Annotated in this window: 15 protein-coding genes; 9 read left to right on the top strand and 6 right to left on the bottom strand. The window is 69.9% G+C overall.

Annotated elements, in window-relative coordinates; genetic code table 11:
* Window positions 1–5: 5 nt before the first annotated feature.
* From AKJ08_RS11710 to AKJ08_RS19335, 3 genes are all read right to left on the bottom strand, one after another.
* Window positions 6–662: an HAD hydrolase-like protein gene (locus AKJ08_RS11710; RefSeq protein WP_082343416.1), complete on the bottom strand. Its 657-nt coding sequence runs from the start codon at window positions 660–662 to the stop codon at window positions 6–8.
* Window positions 663–666: 4 nt separating this feature from the next.
* Window positions 667–1,224: an RNA polymerase sigma factor gene (locus tag AKJ08_RS11705; RefSeq protein ID WP_240475306.1), complete on the bottom strand. Its 558-nt coding sequence runs from the start codon at window positions 1,222–1,224 to the stop codon at window positions 667–669.
* Window positions 1,225–1,455: 231 nt separating this feature from the next.
* Complete coding sequence (locus AKJ08_RS19335) at window positions 1,456–1,617, bottom strand: hypothetical protein (protein ID WP_157370631.1); 162 nt, start codon at window positions 1,615–1,617, stop codon at window positions 1,456–1,458.
* Window positions 1,618–1,837: 220 nt separating this feature from the next.
* Between AKJ08_RS19335 and AKJ08_RS11700 the strand changes: the two genes are divergently transcribed.
* From AKJ08_RS11700 to AKJ08_RS11685, 4 genes are read left to right on the top strand one after another with little or no spacing between them, the layout of a single operon-like run.
* Window positions 1,838–3,034 carry an imelysin family protein gene (locus AKJ08_RS11700; protein ID WP_082343094.1) on the top strand — a complete coding sequence of 399 codons (1,197 nt, stop codon included), beginning with the start codon at window positions 1,838–1,840 and terminating at the stop codon, window positions 3,032–3,034.
* Window positions 3,035–3,062: 28 nt separating this feature from the next.
* Window positions 3,063–4,457: a di-heme oxidoreductase family protein gene (locus AKJ08_RS11695; RefSeq protein WP_050727553.1), complete on the top strand. Its 1,395-nt coding sequence runs from the start codon at window positions 3,063–3,065 to the stop codon at window positions 4,455–4,457.
* Window positions 4,454–5,596: an imelysin family protein gene (locus tag AKJ08_RS11690; RefSeq protein WP_050726229.1), complete on the top strand. Its 1,143-nt coding sequence runs from the start codon at window positions 4,454–4,456 to the stop codon at window positions 5,594–5,596. Before AKJ08_RS11695 ends, AKJ08_RS11690 begins: the two co-directional genes overlap by 4 nt.
* Before the next feature lie 2 nt (window positions 5,597–5,598).
* The gene (locus AKJ08_RS11685; protein WP_082343093.1) at window positions 5,599–6,906 is read left to right on the top strand and encodes an HTTM domain-containing protein; all 1,308 of its coding nucleotides are present in this window, start codon (window positions 5,599–5,601) and stop codon (window positions 6,904–6,906) included.
* A gap of 54 nt (window positions 6,907–6,960) precedes the next feature.
* On the opposite strand, the gene AKJ08_RS11680 is transcribed toward AKJ08_RS11685, so the two are convergent.
* Both AKJ08_RS11680 and uvsE read right to left on the bottom strand, forming a co-directional pair.
* A complete protein-coding gene (locus tag AKJ08_RS11680; RefSeq protein WP_205624717.1) occupies window positions 6,961–9,672 on the bottom strand; it encodes an Ig-like domain-containing protein in 2,712 nt (903 codons plus the stop codon).
* A 115-nt stretch (window positions 9,673–9,787) separates the two neighbouring features.
* Window positions 9,788–10,675 carry a UV DNA damage repair endonuclease UvsE gene (gene uvsE, locus AKJ08_RS11675; protein ID WP_050726227.1) on the bottom strand — a complete coding sequence of 296 codons (888 nt, stop codon included), beginning with the start codon at window positions 10,673–10,675 and terminating at the stop codon, window positions 9,788–9,790.
* Between the two features lie 125 nt (window positions 10,676–10,800).
* Between uvsE and AKJ08_RS11670 the strand changes: the two genes are divergently transcribed.
* Window positions 10,801–11,829, top strand: a complete 1,029-nt coding sequence (locus AKJ08_RS11670) for a lysylphosphatidylglycerol synthase domain-containing protein (RefSeq protein WP_082343092.1) — start codon at window positions 10,801–10,803, stop codon at window positions 11,827–11,829.
* On the opposite strand, the gene AKJ08_RS11665 is transcribed toward AKJ08_RS11670, so the two are convergent.
* Window positions 11,805–12,512 carry a metallophosphoesterase family protein gene (locus AKJ08_RS11665; RefSeq protein ID WP_050726225.1) on the bottom strand — a complete coding sequence of 236 codons (708 nt, stop codon included), beginning with the start codon at window positions 12,510–12,512 and terminating at the stop codon, window positions 11,805–11,807. The two genes, AKJ08_RS11670 and AKJ08_RS11665, sit on opposite strands and share 25 nt — an antisense overlap.
* Window positions 12,513–12,696: 184 nt before the next feature.
* Between AKJ08_RS11665 and AKJ08_RS11660 the strand changes: the two genes are divergently transcribed.
* The 4 genes from AKJ08_RS11660 (at window position 12,697) to AKJ08_RS11645 (ending at window position 17,663) form a co-directional block, all read left to right on the top strand.
* Window positions 12,697–13,878 (top strand): ceramide glucosyltransferase, encoded by a 1,182-nt coding sequence (locus AKJ08_RS11660; RefSeq protein WP_050726224.1) that lies wholly within the window; start codon window positions 12,697–12,699, stop codon window positions 13,876–13,878.
* 1 nt (window position 13,879) lies between these two features.
* Window positions 13,880–15,175, top strand: coding sequence for a glycosyltransferase family protein (locus AKJ08_RS11655; protein WP_050726223.1), 1,296 nt, complete (start codon window positions 13,880–13,882; stop codon window positions 15,173–15,175).
* A 209-nt stretch (window positions 15,176–15,384) separates the two neighbouring features.
* Complete coding sequence (locus tag AKJ08_RS11650) at window positions 15,385–16,545, top strand: GGDEF domain-containing protein (RefSeq protein WP_050726222.1); 1,161 nt, start codon at window positions 15,385–15,387, stop codon at window positions 16,543–16,545.
* On the top strand, window positions 16,542–17,663 hold the full coding sequence (locus AKJ08_RS11645) for a GGDEF domain-containing protein (protein WP_050726221.1): 1,122 nt from the start codon (window positions 16,542–16,544) through the stop codon (window positions 17,661–17,663). The genes AKJ08_RS11650 and AKJ08_RS11645 overlap by 4 nt, the downstream gene beginning before the upstream one ends.
* Window positions 17,664–17,693: the final 30 nt, after the last annotated feature.

The following is a 17,693-nucleotide window of genomic DNA, read 5'->3' as shown; positions in this document are numbered from 1 at the left end:
CGGCGTCAGGCTTCCGCGCCGGCCACCCGGCGCGCGATCTCGTCGAAGCTGGAGAAGACGTGGCTGGGGGAGCGGGCGCGCAGCGCCTCCTCCCGGTTGTAGCCCCACGTGACCGCGCCGAATGCGATGCGCGCGGCGCGGGCCGCGTCGGCGTCGCGGAGCTCGTCGCCCACGTAGATGGCTCGCTCCGGGGGAATGGCAATCCTCCGGACGACCCTCCGCAGCCTCGAGGCCTTGCCGAAGATCGAGACTCCGCATTCGAAGCAGGCGATCGCGTCCGTCAGCGGCGGGCCGAGGGCCCGTCGGACGTTCTGCTCGGAGTTCGAGCTCACAATCGCGACGACCACGCTGCGGGCACGGAGGTGTCGCAGGAGCTCCGGCACGCCGGCGAAGAGCGGGGAGGGCTCGCTCGCCGAGAGCGATCGCATGAAGGTGGCGATCATCGGCAACTTCCACAGGGGGACGCCGAGCTCGCTCACGATGGCGCGGGCCTCGAGGTCCCGGAAGCGCTCGAGGCGCTCGTCGTCGATCCGGCCGAAGCGGAACCGGTCGGCGGCGCGGTTCACGTGCTCTCCGAAGCGGGACATCGAGTCGGCGAGCGTGCCGTCGAAGTCGAAGATCGCCAGACCGTAGGGCGGAGCCCCGGCAGGGACGTTCATCATCACCTCAGGCAGGGCGGGGGGACTGGCACGAACAATCGCGGCAGCCGCCGCCTGCGCAGCTCCCGCAATATTCGGTCACCGCGCGGCGCAGCGCTTCGCGGGCGCGGTGGAGCCGGACCCTCGCGTTGTTGGGCGTGATGCCCGCCTCCTCGGCGAACGCGCCCACGGCCGAGCCCTCGACCTCCACGCGGCGGATCGCGGCGGCGTACTCGGGCTTGAGCGTGTCGACGAGCGCGCCGACGCAGGAGCAGACGGCGTCCATGAGCGCCGCATCCGGCAGCGGCTCCGCCTCGCCGGGCTCGACAGCGATGCGCTCGAGGCTCCGGCTCTCCACCCCGCGGCGTCGCTGCCCGTCGATGATGGCGTTGCGCAGGAGCCGGTAGAACCACGCGGTGATCGACTCGTCGTCGCGGACCGAGCCGGCGCTCGTCAGGCTCTTCACGTAGGCGTCCTGGAGGATCTCCTCCGCGAGCGCCTTCGAGCCGACCCGCCGCTCCACGAAGCGCAGGAAGCGGTCGTTCTGGCCGTAGAGGTTCTCGGCGATGGTCGGGGACTCCCGCATGTCGTTTGAACCGCAGCAACCCATGATGATCCTCCGCACCAGACCGCCACCGGGGGCGATCGGGGGATCGGAAGACGGCCGAGGGGCGCGGGCATTACACCCGCGCATCCCGGCCGGCAAGCGCTCGCCCCGGAGCCTCGGCCCCGCCCTCGAATCGTACGCGCGGGCGTTCGTCGAGGCCATCCAGGCGCCCGGATCGACCCCGGGGCGCCTCGATTCCGGTGGAACGGTCTAGTTGCAGCCGCAGGAGGTGGGGCAATCGCAGGCCTCGCCGCATCCGCAAGCGTCGCCGCAGCAGCAGCCGTTGTTCGCGGCGGGCTTGGCGTCGGCGCGGCTCGAGCACTTGCAGACGTCGGCGTGGCAGGGGTTGCAGGAGCAGGTCTCGGTCTTCATGGCGTTCCCTTCGTTCTGGGCGTCCGATCCGGGACCGGATGTCCCGTCGGCGCCTTCCACCCCTGCAGACGAACGGGGCCTCCGGGCATTACGCGCTGACGGCGGGGCGCGGAGGGACGCCCGCCAGGCTCCAGATCGGGCTTGCGGCCGCACGAGAAAGGAGTAAGTTCTCCGTCACACTTGAACTTGAGAACAATTCTCAACCTCATCCAAGGGGCGAATGATGCGGAGCTGGACGAAGGCGGCATGGGCAGCAGCGGCGGCGATTTCGATCGTCGGCTGCGGAAGCGGCGACGGGAAGAGCACCAATCCCACGCTGGAGATGCCCGCCAACTCGGCCGACGCGATCCGGACCTACGGACGCCTCGTCCGCGCCGGCTACGAGGACTCGCTGCAGCGCGCGAAGGAGCTCGACGCTGCAATCGGGCACCTGGTCGAGACGCCGACCGCGGAGACGATGGAGTCCGCTCGCGAAGCGTGGAGGGCCGCCCGCGCTCCGTACTCCCAGACCGAGGCCTTCCGCTTCTACGACGGACCGATCGACGATCCGGAGAACGATCTCGAAGCGAACATCAACGCGTGGCCGATCGACGAGCAGTACATCGACTACGTGGAAGGACGTCCCGACGTCGGGATCATCAACGACCGTTCGCTCACCCTCGACGCCGAGACCCTCGTCTCCCTCAACGAGAAGGACGGACAGCCCCACGACATCGCCACCGGCTTCCACCCGATCGAGTTCCTGCTCTGGGGCCAGAGCCTCGGTAAGCCCCACGGTGAGCGGCCCCACACCGACTACGTGTTCGGCGAGGACGGCACGGCCGACAACCAGGATCGTCGCGGTCTCTATCTTCGCCTCGCGGGCGGGCTCCTCGTCGACCACCTCCAGGAGGTGACCGACGCGTGGGCGCCCGAGGCGGGCAACTTCCGGAACGAGCTGGAGTCGCTCGATCCGCGCGAAGCGCTGAAGCAGATCCTCACCGGCCTCATCAAGATGACGGGCGCCGAGCTCGCCGGCGACCGGCTCCAGACCGCCCTGGACTCGGGCGCGCAGAAGGACGAGCAGTCCTGCTTCAGCGACAACACCCAGCAGGACGTCTTCCTCGACGCGGTGGGAATCGAGAACGTCTTCCTGGGGCGCTACGTGCGTCTGGACGGGAGCCGCGTCGAGGGAGTCGGCGTCTACGATGTGGTCGCCGCCGTCGATCCCGAGCTCGCCGACCGGACCCGCGACGCGATCGCCGCGACCGTTTCCGCGATGGCGGCGATCGATCCCTCCTTCGACCGCGCGATCCAGCCGGGCAACGACGAGGGCAACGCTCAGGTCCAGGCTGCGATCCACGCGCTCCGGGCCCAGGAGAAGCGGCTCTTCGAGATCTTCAAGCGCTTCGGAATGACGGTGACGATCGGTGACTGACGCCGGCTCCTCGAAAGGCCAGGCTCGCGTGGCGAAGCGATCCGTGAAGGGGCCGCTCCTTGCGGCCCTCCTCCTGGCCTCGTGCGGCGGGAACGAGGGCGCCGAGGCCGTCGATCCCGCCGAGGCGCTGCCCGGTGGCGAGACGACCAACCAGATGATCTTCGGCAGCAACGCCTTCACCATGCCGGCGGCGAACCTCGACGAAGATCAGCGGGCGCTCTTCAACACGGGCCACAGCTTCTTCGACGCGAGCTGGGTCGTGTTTCCCGCCACGACCACCGCGCGGCAGGGCCTCGGTCCCACGTTCAACGCGCGGTCCTGCTCCACCTGCCACGCCAAGGATGGACGTGGCAGGCCTCCGAAGGTCGACGAGGTGGTGGAGGGCTTCCTGGTGCGGCTGAGCGTGCCCGGCGAAGGTCCGCACGGCGAGCCGCTCCCCGATCCGAGCTACGGCACGCAGTTCAAGCCCTACTCGATCCCCGGAGTCCCCGCCGAAGGGAAGGTGACGATCGAGTACGCGGAGGTGGCCGGCCGGTATGGCGACGGCGAGCCGTACACGCTGCTGCGTCCGACCTACGGCTTCGACCAGCTCGCGTTCGGTCCCCTGGATCCGCAGGCCCTCGTTTCGCCCCGGGTCGCGCCCCAGATGATCGGCCTCGGCCTCCTCGAGGCGATCCCCGAGGAGCGGATCCACGCCCTCGCCGAGGCGCAAGCCGCGAGCGGCAAGGGCATCGCGGGGCGCCCAAACCTCGTCTGGGACGACACCGAGAAGCGGATGCGGCTCGGGCGCTTCGGCTGGAAGGCGGAGCAGCCCACCGTGCGCCAGCAGACCGCAGGCGCCTTCGTCGGCGACATGGGGATCACCAACCCCGTCTACCTCGAGGAGGAGTGTCCCGAGGTGCAGGTGGACTGCCGCGAGGCACCGCGGGGCGAGTCGCCGGAGATCGAGGCGAAGTTCTTCGATCGGGTGGTGTTCTACTCGATGACCCTCGCGCCGCCTGCGCGACAGAAGGCGGAGGATCCCGACGTGCTGCGCGGCAGACAGCTCTTCCGCGACGCGGGCTGCTCGACCTGCCACGTCGCGCGCCACGAGACGGGCGATTTCCCCGAGCTTCCTCAGCTCTCACGCCAGGTGATTTTCCCCTATACCGATCTCCTCCTGCACGACCTCGGCGAGGACCTGGCCGACGACCGTCCGGTCTTCGCCGCCGGCGGGCGCGACTGGCGGACGCCGCCGCTCTGGGGCCTCGGCTTCGTTCCCGCCGTGAACCGCCACGACCGCCTGCTGCACGACGGCAGGGCCCGCGGCGTGGCGGAGGCGATCCTCTGGCACGGCGGGGAGGCAGAGAACGCACGCGAGCACTTCCGCAACCTGCCTCGAGAGGAGCGCGACGCCCTGGTCCGCTTCGTGGAATCTCTATGAACCGTCGAAACCTGATCGCCCTCGCGCTCCTCCCGTTCGCCGCGCTCCCCTTCGTTGCGCTCCACGGCTGCGGAGGCGGCACCGATCCCGGCACCACGCAAGAGGACCTCTTCGACCGGCGGGAGATGCTCCGATCCCTCGGCGAGACCGTGATTCTGCCGACCTATCGCGACTTCGCCTCGCGCTCCGTCACCTTCGCCGACGCGGCGCGCTCGTTCTGCGGCGGGCCGACGGAGGAGGGCCTCGCGGCGGCGCGGAAGGCGTGGTCTGAGGCGAGGGCGCCCTGGAAGCAGTCGGAGGCCTTCGCCATCGGCCCCGCCAAGGAGGTGCCCTGGAGGATCGCGCCCAAGGTCGACTTCTGGCCCGTGCGCCCGCCCTCCGTCGACGAGGTCCTCGCGGGAAGCGAGCCGATCGACGCCGACGCCCTGGGCCGGATGGGGACTGTCGCCCGCGGGATGCCCGTGGCGGAGTACCTGCTGTTCGCGCCGAAAGAGGCGACCCTTGAGACCTTCCTAGACGCGGACGGCGGCGGCCGCCGCTGCGACTACCTCGTCGCGCTGGCGGAGGATCTGAGCCGCAGCGCTGCGCTGATGGTGAGCGCATGGTCGCCCGACGACGGGAACTGGCTCGGTGAGCTCGCGGATGCGGGTGTCTCGAGCCAGGCCTTCCCCACCGTGGAGGCGGCGGTCGCGCAGGTCGCGAACCAGATGGTCGACCTGGCCCGCACGGTGGTCGAGGGGAAGATCGGCAAGCCGATGGGGAAGACGACCGGAGGGACGCCGCTGCCGGATTTCGTCGAGTCGCGCTTCAGCGGCCGCGCCGTCGACGACATGCTCGACGATCTGCGCGGCCTCCAGCACCTCTACGAGGGCCTCTACGCCGGCGTGCAGGGGACGGGCTTCGCGGACTACGTGCGCTCGCGCCGCTCCTCCCTCGACCCGGAGATCCTCCTCGCCCTCTCGGAGGCGACGAAGGCGGTGCAGGCCTTGCCGCGCCCCCTCGAGGAGCACCTCGACGATCGGGGCGGCGAGCTGACGAGGGCCTACCGCGCGACGAAGGCGGTCTATCGCATCCTCGGCGTCGACATGGCGAGCGCCCTCGGCCTCTCCGTGAGCTTCACCGACAACGACGGCGACTGACGTTGGCCTGGAGCGTCGCGAGCGGGGGCAGGGTGGGGAGGCTGCGAGAGCGCCTCCTCGCGCCGGTCGACGCGTCCTCGATCGCGGCGTTCCGCTTCCTCTTCGGCCTCATCATGTCCGTGGCGATGATCCGCTTCATCGCCCGCGGCTGGGTCCGAACGATCTACGTCGAGCCGACGATCTTCTTCCCCTTCGAGGGCTTCGGCTGGGTGAGGCCGCTGCCGGAGTGGGGGATGCTCCTCGTCTTCGGCGCGATGGCGACGCTCGCTCTCGGCTTCGCCCTGGGGTTCCGTCCCCGCCTCTGTGCGGCGCTCTTCCTCCTCGGCTTCGTCTACACCGAGGTGATCGACAAGACGCCCTATCTCAACCACCACTACCTGATCGGCCTGCTCTTCCTGCTCGGTGCGTGTCTGCCGATCGGGCGCGGTTCAACCGTGCCGGCCTGGGTGCTCTGGACCCTGCGTCTGCAGCTCGGCCTCGTCTATTTCTTCGCGGGCGTCGCGAAGCTCGACGCAGATTGGCTCGTTCGCGCCGAGCCGATGGCCACCTGGCTCGCCGCGAGGGGCGATCTCCCGATCATCGGCCCGCTCCTCGCCCAGCGGTGGATGGCCTTCGCAATGAGCTGGGCAGGTGCGGCCTTCGACCTCACGATCTTTCCACTGCTCCTCTGGCGTCGAAGCCGTGCCTTCGCCTACGTGGCCGTGGCGGGGTTCCACGCCGCGACCGGCTGGCTCTTCCCGATCGGCCTCTTCCCCTGGGTGATGGTTGCTTGCACAACGCTCTTCTTCGAGCCCGACTGGCCCCGCAGGCTCCTCCGGCGGCCGGCGCCGCCCCCGGACGCCTCGCAGGCTCCTCGATCGCCGCGCCTCGCCTTCGCGCTCCTGGCGCTCCACTTCGCCGTGCAGATCGCGCTGCCGCTCCGGTCGTTCGCCTACCCGGGCAACACGTCGTGGACGGAGGAGGGATTCCGCTTCGCGTGGAAGGTGATGCTGATCGAGAAACAGGGTCAGGTCGACTTCGAGGTTCGCGTCCCTTCCACGAACCGAGCCTTCGTCGTTCACCCCTCGGAGCACCTCACCCGGTTCCAGTCGCGGATGATGTCGACGCAGCCGGACATGATCCTCGACTTCGCCCACTACCTGGCGCGTCGCTATGGGGAAGAGCTCGGGGAGGCCGTGGAGGTTCGCGCCGACGGCGTCGCCTCGCTCAACGGCAGGACGAGCCAGCCACTCGTCGATCCCGAGGTCGATCTCGCCAAGGTCCGCGCGAGCCTCGAGCCGAGCGCCTGGATCGTCCCCCTGAAGAACTGAACCTTCCGGCGGGCCGCCGCGAGCTCGTCGCGGCGGCCCGGCTGTAGGGGATGATTACTCCGGCAGCGTGTAGGTCACGACGAGCGTCGGCCGATCCTCGGGATTGGCCGCGAAGCGCGAGTCGTAATAGGTGTCGTACCCGGGCGAGCGGAGCATGAACGAGACGAAGCCGTCTCCCTCGAGCTGGGCCTGGACGAAATCCATCAGCTCGGGGCCGTCAATGGTCGCCATCGCGGAGCCTGGACCGGCGAACCAGAGCCACCACTTTCCAGCCGGCGTGGGGTCGAACGCGGGTGCGGACTGCCAATCGAACCCGGCGGTCCAGGTGTTGTCGGGGACGAAGTGGGTGTAGGTGTTTCCGTCGCCACCGAACGCGAATCCACCGACCGCATGGAGACGGAGCTCGACGCCACGCACCGTGGCGTCCGCCGGCAACCCGCCCAGGTCGAAGCCGAGATAGACGTGCGACGGGTTCGGACCGTCCTCTCGGCGAACGCTCAGCGTCGCAATCTCGAGGGCGGGCCAGCTCGTGCTGACCTCGACGTTCTTGGAGGCGACGATCCCGGTCGAGATGCAGGGGTCGTCCTCGCCGTCCGGCACGCAGATGCCGCAGGCGTCCACGGTGGCCGAGCCTCCGCAGACCTCGGCGCAGTCGAGCTCGGCCGAGCCGCCACAGGTTCCTTCGCAATCCTCCACCGCGGAGCCGCCGCAGACTCCTTCGCAATCCTCCGTGGTCGAGCCGCCGCAGGCCCCTTCGCAATCCTCCGTGGCCGAGCCGCCGCAGGTCCCTTCGCAATCCTCCACGGCCGAGCCGCCGCAGACGCCATCGCAGTCGACCATCGCGGAGCCGCCGCAGACCCCTTCGCAATCGACCTCGGCCGAGCCGCCACAGGCCCCGGTGCAATCCGGCAGACAGATCACGGGAGACTGCCCGTACACCGGGAGCGGCAGCGCGGAGGTCCAGATGGACACATCGACACCGAGCGCACCGCTTCGGTTCGAGCCCCAGCAATAGGCCTTGCCGTCCGTCGCGATGCCACAAGTGTGCTCGCCACGGGCCGAGATGGAGGTGAAGCTCAGGCCGCCGTCGATGGGCCCGGGCTCGGCCGGAACATCCCCTTCCTCACGGCCGAAGATTTCTCCGTAGGTCACGCCCCAACACCAGACCGCGCCAACCGCGTCGACTGCGCAGGAGTGGCTATCGCCCATTGCGAAGGCCGCCGGGACGAACTCGGAGCCATCGAAGAGGAGGGTCGGCGCGAGGATGTTCTGACCGGAGGCTGTCCCGCTCTGGCCGGCCCTGTTCGCGCCCCAGCACCAGGTCTTCTCGTCCGCGGTGACGGCGCAGGTGTGGGCGTTTCCCAGACCGAAGGCGACGACCGTCTCGCCGGGCAGGGGCTCGACCGGCCTCGCCCGGCTCTCCCTGGAACCGTCCCCGAGCTGACCGCTCGAGTTGTACCCCCAGCAGAAGAGACGATTTGCGGGGGTGAGCCCGCACGAGTGGTACTCGCCGTTGCGGAGGACGACGAAATCCAGCGGTTCCTCGCCTTCGAACGGACCGGAGACCGCCACCGGCGTGGCAGTGGAATCGGTCACGTCGGCGTCGCCCAGCTCGTAGTCGTTCGAGCTGTATCCCCAGCAGTGCGCCCGACCCGTGAAGTCCAGGCCGCAGATGCCGTAGTACATGGTCGAGATCGCGGCGTAGTGGGAGCCCGGCACCAACACCGGGGTGGCCGCCCCCGAGATATCGTCGAAGCCGAGCTGGTAATCGCCGTTGTCTCCCCAGCACCAAACGTCCCCATCTGCGGTGAGCCCGCAGGTGAACGACTCGCCGGCAGACAGGGAGGTGAACCGGAGCCCGAGACCCGGGCCCACGCGGACCGGAATGGGGTGCGACTCCTCATCCGCGGTGTCGCCATTCCCGAGCTGCCCGCTCCAGTTCGCGCCCCAGCACCAGGCGGCTCCCGCCGCGTTTAGCGCGCAGGTGTGCGTGTCGCCCGCCGAGATCGAGACGAAGCGGTGCACCACGGAGACGTCGAGCGTGGCTGAGACGTCGCCGATGGCGGCGGTGATCCTGGAGACGCCCGGCTCGACGCCGGCCACCACGCCAGCGCCGTCGACGGGGGCGATGTCCTCGTTCGAGCTGGACCAGGAGAAGGAGCGGCCGAGGAGCACGAGCCCGTCCTCGTCCAGGGCGACGGCGATGATCGTCGCGGTGCCGTCGACCACCACCTCGTTGGAGTCGGCCGCGAACACGATCGAGGCGATCGTCCCCTCCGTCACGGCGATGTGGGCTACGCCGACGCGATCGCCGACGGACGCGGTGATCTCCACCTCACCCGGCTGAATCCCCGTTACGACGCCATCGGCCTCGACGGTGGCGATCGACTCGTCACTGGAGGACCAGATCACTTCGATGCCGGTGCGCTCCTCGTCGTTCGCGTCGTATGCCTTGGCGGTGAGGGTGAACGACCGGTGCTCGATGACCGAAACGGCGTCGGGGCTCACTTCCACGCGCTCGATCGGGGCCACGGTTCCGCCCGAGCCACCTTCGCCGGTCCCGCCTTCGCCGCCCGCGCCACCGGAACCGCCTTCGCCTCCGGTGCCACCATCGCCACCCGAGCCACCGGTGCTGCTACCCGCTTCGCCACCGGTGCCGGCTACGCCGCCACTCTTCTTGCTCCCGCAACCTGCACCAGCCAGGGCCAGCGCGAGCGTGAGCAGCAGGGCTCCGCTTCGTGGCGTGAAAAGGCACCAAAACTTCATCGTCATCCGCAAATCTCCCCGTTCGAGGTTCAAACGGGGCGCAACCTATTCGGTAACGCGATGTCCACCTGGCCGGATTTCGGCGCGGGTTGTGGACAAGTCCGTTGTCGGAGGTTCAGCGCGGCGGCGACCGAAGGGCGAAGAGAGCCAGATCCTTTTTCTTCGCTTCGAGCATGAAGTCCGCCGGCTCCTCCAGCGCTTCCACGGCGCTCTCGAAGTCGGCGGGATCGATGTAATCCGCGTGCGCACCCGTGCGGCTGCCGGAGCGCTGCGACGCGAGATGGTGCTTCGGCCGAAGACCCAGCGCCCGCCACGTCCGTGACGCGAGCCGCATCAGGTCGCGGGGACCGAGCGGCGGATCCGAGGGGCGCACGCGGTCGTGGAGGAGATCCGCGACGAAGGGCAGGCCGCTCTCCGTCGCGAGGGCCGCGACCTCCCGGCCCGACCAGATCCGGCAATCGTTCTCGATCGCGATCCGCCGCCTCGCTTCGTCCGGCAGCCGATCCAGGAAACGTCGCGCCGCCGCGAGGGCCACCTTTCGCGACGGAGCGGCGCCTCCGACGTGCACCACCACCCGTCCGTCGTCCGATTGACCGAGGAGATCCAGCACCCGGGCCGAGTAGCGCAGCTCGGCCACAGCCGCGCGGCGGACCTCCGGCCTTGCCGACGAGAGCGACGCCGCCGCCGGCGAGGGATGCATCGAGAGGCGCTGTCCTGAGCGCCGCGCGATCGACCCGACGCGGTCGAAGTCCCTGGCAAAGGTCTTCCACCAGCGGAGCCGGTTGATCGGATGCGACGCGAACGGCACCAGCGACGAGCCGATGCGGAACACCTCGATCCCGTTCTCCTCGTTGAAGCGCAGGATCCGCTCGAGCTCCTCCAGGTTCTTCGCGATCAGCGACTCGAGGCGCTCCGGCTTCGCGTTCTTCAGAAGGCAGCGATGGCTCGCGCCGATGCCGAGCGTCAGGTTGATCGCCACATAGCCGAGCCGATACGCGACCACCTCTCCAAGATAGGCGTCGTCGGAGCGCCCGGCCGCACGCTGAGCCTCGAACCGGACACGTTGCTCTCGCGGACTCGTCACCTTCCCGCGCGCGGCTCGTAACGGTGGACGTGCAAGTTCGGAGCATGACCAAGCGCACCGCCGGGCGGGCAGCCGGAGTCGCCGTGGGCCTCCTCTGCCTTGGGTGGAGTCTGCGGGACGTGGACGCCGCCGAGGCGGCGCATGCGGTGGTCCGTGCGGGACCGCTCCTGCTGCTCGGGCTCCTGCCATATGGCCTCTCGCTCGCCGCGGACGGGTGGGGGTTTTCGCGGCTCCTCCGCCGTGTCGGCTGCCGGATCCATCCGATCGGCCTCGCCGGCACACGGGCGTCTGCGGAGGCGTTGGCGATCAGCCTGCCGGGCGGGGCCTTGATCGCCGAGTCCGTGAAGCCATTCCTCCTCCGCTCGCGGTTCGGCGTTCCCCTCGAGGAGGGGGCCGGCGGGATGGCGGCGCGCAAGTGCCTGATCGTCGCCGGCCACGGCGCCTATATCGGGCTCGCGGTCGCCTTGGGCTGGGGGTGGCTCGCGACGCAGTCGCAGCGGTTGACCGGTGCGGCCGGGCTGCCCTGGCTCGTGCTCGGGTCGGGTGTAGGGATCGGCGCGGTCGCCGTCGCGATGCGCTTCGCGTTCGGCAGCGGCACCTTGGTCTCCCGGCTCTCGGGTCTCGCAGGCCGCATCCCCTTCGCCGCGCTTCGCAGCCGGCTCGAGTCGGCGAAGCGATCGTTCGACCGTGCCGACGCAGGCCTCCGACGCATGCTCGAGCTGCGCAGTGGTGCCGCCTCGCTGCCGGCCTTCGTGATCATGTGGATGTGCGAGGCGCTCGAGTCGTGGCTCCTCCTCCGGCTGTTCGGGGCCGAGCTCGGCTTCGTCGAGACCTTGGCCCTTGAGGCCACGATTTCGGCGGTGCGGGCCTTCGCCTTCTTCGCCCCTGCCGGGATCGGCTTCCAGGACGCCGGATACCTGGCGCTCCTGGGAACTGGAGGGCCTGGGGCCAGCGTGGCCGCCGCCTTCGTCCTGGCGAAGCGGCTACGAGAGCTCGTCTGGATCGGGATCGGCTACGCGCTGCTCGCGGTCGACCGGCGGGGGCCGGCTCACCACGAATCGTGGAGCGCGTAGTCACCGCGCTTGGTGTCGATGGCGAGGAAGGAGAACTTCCCCTCCGAGCAGGTGCCGCTGTTGAGGAAGAGCCTGGGGCCGTGGTGCGCCAGGCTGCCCAGGTGCGTGTGACCGGTGACCACGACGTCGGCCTTCCTCTCGTGGCCGAGGTGCATCGCCCAGCGCTGGAAGGTGCAGTGGGCCGCGTCGACGGACGCGCCGCGGAGGCGCTGGTCGAGCAGGTCGCAGGCTCGAAAGAAGCCGTGGAGGCCGAAGCGGCGGATCCAGCCGCCCGCCCAGACGCCCCACTCGCTGAGCTGGCGGACGTGCCGGATGATCCAGTCGTGGCGGTGGCCGTGGGTGAAGAGGAGACGAACCCCGTCGGCCTCGATCGCGAGCTCCTCCGGCGCCCCCAGGGTCGGGCCGGCGACGAGGTCGTGGTTTCCGTGGACGTAGAGGTATTGGGATCGCTCGAACCGCCGGACGATCTCTGGATGCGCCTCGCGTGCCGCCCGAAGCTCGGCCCGCTGCTGCTGCGGAACGCGAGCCGTCAGCGTCTCGAAGATGTCTCCCAACAAGACGATTCGCTCGAACGACCCCTCGAGGAAGCGCAGGAACCGGACGAACGAGTCATCCTCGTGCCCGAACGAATCGACTACGTCACGACGCCCCAGGTGCAGATCCGAGATCACGGCCAGCCGCATGTCCACCTCCGTCGATGCGCCCCCGGATAGCGCAGGGAGGTGACGCTCATGTTCTCTCCGTGTTTCGTTTCTGTGACGTCGGGTTGATGGCGAAATCGTTTTCGCGCCAGCCACCAGTCCGCCATCGTCCCGTCACTTCGCTCGCGGAACCTCCCGTCGCCTCAAACGTGACTGGAGGACTCCGATGTTCGACGCCATCTCGCTCACGCTCTTCGCTGCTGCTGCGACAGGTCTCACGATCCTCGCGCTGCAGCTCGTCACGCTCCGACTCCACCTGCGCCGGCCGCCGAAGAGGATGACCTCGGCCAGGCCCATCTCGATCCTCAAGCCGCTCTGCGGCGTCGACGACGATCTCGAGAACAACCTCGAGCACTTCGCCACGCTCGACTATCCGAGCTACGAGCTCCTCCTGGGCGTTCGGAGCCCGAGCGACCCGGCGTATCCGCTGGCGCTCGCGTGTGCGAGCCGCCATCCCGAGCGGGTGCGCGTGATCGTGCAGAGGGGCGAGCCCGGCCTGAACCCGAAGGTGAACCAGCTCATCACACTGGAGCGGGAGGCCCGCTTCGGGATCGTGGTCGTCAGCGACTCGAACGTGCGCGTTCGTCCCGGCTACCTGGACGAGATCGCCGCCAACCTCGAGGATCCCACCGTCGGTCTGGTCACCCACCCGATCGCCGGGGTCGGCGAGCAGCGCCTGGGCTCGCTCCTCGACAACCTCCACCTCGTCACCCACTGCGCGCCGGGGACGATCTCGGCCAAGCTCCTCGCGGGCAGGGACATCGTGGTCGGCAAGTCGATGGCCATGCGGCGCATCGACGTCGCCCGTCTCGGCGGCTTCGCCTCGGTGAAGGACGTCCTCGCGGAAGACTATGTCCTCGGGCTGGCGGTGGGCCGCAAGCTGCGCAAGAGCGTCAGCCTCGGCGCCCCGATCGAGAACGTGAGCGAGCGCCGGCCTCTCTCGCACTTCGTCTCGCGATACCACCGCTGGAGCGTCCTGCAGCGCAAGATGGTGGGGCTGCCCGCCTATCTCGCGCAGCTTCTCCTCAACCCCATCGTCCTCGCCCTCCTGGGTCTGGCGGCCGCGCCCAACACGACGTCGCTCCTCGTCTTCGCCGGCATCTGCGCAACCAAGATCATGATCGACGCGACCTGCGGCCTGCTCCTTCGCGACGGCTTCCGGCTGCTGGGCCTCGCTGCCATCCCGCTCAAGGACGTGATCGTCGCCTGGGCGTGGCTCGTCGGCCTCGTTCGGGACACGGTCGAGTGGCGAGGAAACCGGCTCGTGGTCCTCGAAGGAACGCGGCTCGCATCGTCGGAGGGCGAGGTCGATTTCGGCGACGCGCAGGCCGAGCCCGAGGTCGCCTGACATGGGAGCCACTCCGCTCGTAGCAGCCCTCGACATGGGCTACGGCCACATGCGCGCCGCGCTTCCTCTCGCAAGGGCGCTCGGTACGAAGATCGTCGAGGTCGATCGCGCGCCACTGGCAGGCGCCGACGAGGCGAAGCTCTGGCGGCGAACCCGGATGTTCTACGAGCTCGCCTCGAGGCTCTCGCAGGTGCGAGGCCCTCTGGGCGGGCCCCTTCGCTCGATGCTCGACACCGTCACCTTCATCCCGCACCTGCATCCCTACCGCGATCTCTCCGCTCCGCACGCGGGAACGCGCTACCTCGATCGGATGATCGACGACGGGCTCGGGCGAGGGCTCGTCGCCGAGCTCAAGCGAACCGGCGCGCCCCTCGTGACCACCTTCTACGCACCCGCGCTGATCGCCGATCGGGCCGGCCTGGACGACGTGTGGTGTGTGGTCACCGACACCGACGTGAACCGGATCTGGGCGCCCCACGACGGGCGGCGGACGCGCATCCGCTACCTCGTCCCCACGCAGCGCACCGCGCGCCGCCTCGCCGCCTACGGGGTTCCGGAGGATCGGATCCGGCTCACCGGCTTTCCGCTCCCGGACGAGCTCGTGGGCGGCACCTCCCTCGCCGCAGTGCGCCGCAACGTCGGCGCCCGCATCGTCCGCCTCGACCCGGAGGGAAGCTTTCGCCGCACCTTCCGCGACGAGCTCGCGCACTTCCTCGGCGCCCTCCCCGAGGACGACGCGAGCCGACCGCCGCTCCTCACCTTCGCCGTCGGCGGCGCCGGCGCACAGGCGGGCCTCGCCGCGCTCTTCCTTCCTCGCCTGCGCCCGCTTCTCGAGGCGGGGCGCCTGCGCGTCGCGCTCGTCGCCGGAATCCGCCGCGAAGTAGCCGAGTCCTTTTCCTCGTCCATCGCCAAGGCAGGGCTGGAGGCCTTCGTCGGAAAGGGCCTCGAGATCGTCCTCGCCGACGATCTCAACAGCTACTTCGACCGCTTCCACGCGCTCCTGGCCGAGACCGACGTGCTCTGGACCAAACCCTCGGAGCTCACCTTCTTCGCCGCCCTCGGTCTTCCGCTCGTCTTCTCGTCGCCGGTCGGCGCCCACGAGCGCTACAACCGCCGCTGGGCCATCGAGGCCGGCGCCGGGCTCAAGGCTGGAGATCCCCGCTTCGCCGCGGAGTGGCTGGTCGAGTGGCTCAACGACGGCACCCTCGCCGCCGCCGCGTGGTCGGGCTTCATGCGCCTGCCCAAGTTCGGGCTCTACGCGATCCTCGAGGCGCTGGGCGCGGGGGCCGCGCGCTGATCCTCGGCGTCGACGAGCGGGTGCGTCGCAGAGGCCCGGAGGTGCGCTCGCTTCCCACCGGCGGCTGGTGCATCCTGGCGACGGACGCCACCGGCGCGCCGGGCCGACATGTAGGCGTTTTTCCGACCGGCGCGCCCATTCGTCTGGTAGGTCGTCGGTTCCGGTAGGTCCTGGGTCCGGTCCCGGTCGGCCGGCTTTCCGGGAAGGAAATGGGCTTCGACGTCCCGACCCTCGCCTTCATGTCGCTGTTCGTGGGGCTCGAGCTGACCGCGGGCTTCCTGCTCGCCGGCTTGTTGCTCGGGAGGCAGCCGGGGCTCCGCCAGTGGAGCGCGAGCGCCGCGGTCATCTTCACCGGCGGGGTGATCTGGATGTTCCAGGCCATCCTTCCGGAGACGACTCTCGCCGTGGTGAGCAACGGCCTGCTGCTCCTCGGGGCGGCCTTCGGCTGGGCAGGGGCCAGGGCTTTCTGCGACCGGCCCTACTCGACGAGGCCGTTCTGGCTCGGGGTCGTCCCTTTCGCCCTCGCGATCGGTTGGTTCTCCGAGGTCTCGCCGAGCCTGCGGGCAAGGGTGATCGTCTACTCCGCAGCGGCCTCCGCGTGGTCCCTCGCGACGGCGTGGACCTTCTTTCGCCACGGCCCCCGCCACCTGCGCGCGAGCGTTCGCTTCGCCGGCGGCGCCTATCTCCTGCATGGCGCCTTCCTCGTCGCCCGATTGTTCTTCCCGCAGAGCGGCCAACGAAGCACCGATCTCCTGCTGCCAGGCTGGCCGCGCGAGGTCGCGGGCCTCGAGGTCATCGTGTCCAGCATCGCCTTCGTGCTGGCTCTCGCGGCGCTCCTGGGCCACCGCCTCATGGCAGACCTCGAGCGGGCCGGCCGCATCGACGTGCTCACGGGCGTGCGCAACCGGCGGTCGGTGGAGGACGAAGGCGCCCGCGGCGTCGAGGTCTGCGTGGCGACTCGGCTCCCTTGCGCGGTCCTCCTCTTCGACCTCGATCGCTTCAAGCGCATCAACGACACCCACGGCCATCTCGCTGGCGATGCGGCGCTCAGGCACTTCGCCGCCATTCTCGAGCCCGAGCTGCGCCGCTCCGATCTCTTCGGCCGGTGGGGCGGTGAGGAGTTCGTGGCGGTGATGCCGGGGGCGACCGGCGACGAGGCGCTTGCGGCCGCTGAGCGTCTCCGTGCCCTGGTCGCGCGGAGCCCCGTCTCCTTCGAGCGCGCCAGCATCGAGCTGACCGTCAGCATCGGCGTCGCCTGGAACGAGGGGGAGGGGATGGAGCTGGGAGCGCTCGTCGCTCGCGCGGACGCCGCCCTCTACCGGGCGAAGGACGGCGGCCGCGATCGCGTCATCGAGGCGACAGGATCATGACCCTCGACGCCGACACGCTCTACCTTCTCGCGCTCATCGTCGGGCTGGAGCTCTCGCTCGTGCTCGTGCTCATCGGCAGGTTGCTGCGCGGGCAGCCGGGGCTCCGACATTGGGCGCTCGGCATGGCGAGCGCAGCCGTGGGCGGGCTCGCGGTGGGCGTGCCCGGCGAGATCTCGACTCTCGTCGGCAGCGGCCTCGGCTACCTGGGATTCGGGCTCTCGTGGGTGGGGGCGCGCGACTACTTTGCGCGGCCGCGCCCCCTGTGGCCCATGTGGGCGGGGCTCGTCGTCGTGGAGCTGGCGGCCGCGGTGCTGCAGGTGCCGGAGAGCGCGGTGCGCGCCGTCTGCGTCGCAGGGGCGTGTTGGTCCGGTGCGATCGCGTGGACGTTTCTTCGAAATCCACCGGGACGGGTGGGGATCGGCTCGCGCGTCGCGGGTTCGCTCTTCGCTCTCCTCGGCGTCCTCCTGCTGGTGAAGGCGCTCCTCCCGCCGGCAGGCGAGGCTGGACCGCCGGTATGGCAGCAGACGGCGGAGCCCCTCGGAGCGATCTTCTTCGGGATCGCGTGGGTGTTCGTCGTGGTGGGCTTGGCGAGCCACCGGATCCTCACGAGGCTCCGCGACGCCGCGCGGTCCGACGGCCTCACCGGCCTCCTCAACCGTCGAGCGCTGCGGGAGGACGGCGGCGGAGTCATCGAGCTCTGCCGGCGAAAGGGCCGCCCGTGCGCCGTGCTCCTCGCCGATCTCGATCGGTTCAAGGGGCTCAACGACACCCACGGCCACGCCGCCGGCGACGCCGCCTTGCGACAGTTCGCGTCCATCGCGGCGGCGTCCGCGAGCCCTGGCGACGTCGTCGCCCGATGGGGCGGCGAGGAGTTCTGTTTCGTGCTCCCGGGTGCTTCGCGCGAGAGAGCGCTGCGGATGGCCGAGAAGCTCCGCGGGGCGATCGCGCGGAGCCCGATCCCGCTCGGGGATCGCTCCCTCCCCCTCACCGTGAGCGTCGGCGTCGCATGGGCCAAGGGGCCCGACCTCGTCGACCTGAAGCAGCTGCTCGAGCGCGCCGACGAGGCGCTTTACCGGGCCAAGGAGGACGGGCGCGATCGCGTGCGCGAAGCGGCGTGATGCCCCTCCACGCGGCGGCGCCCCTGATCC

It is taken from the genome of Vulgatibacter incomptus, assembly GCF_001263175.1.
GTDB lineage: Bacteria > Myxococcota > Myxococcia > Myxococcales > Vulgatibacteraceae > Vulgatibacter > Vulgatibacter incomptus.
This window is presented reverse-complemented; position numbering and strand designations above follow the sequence as displayed.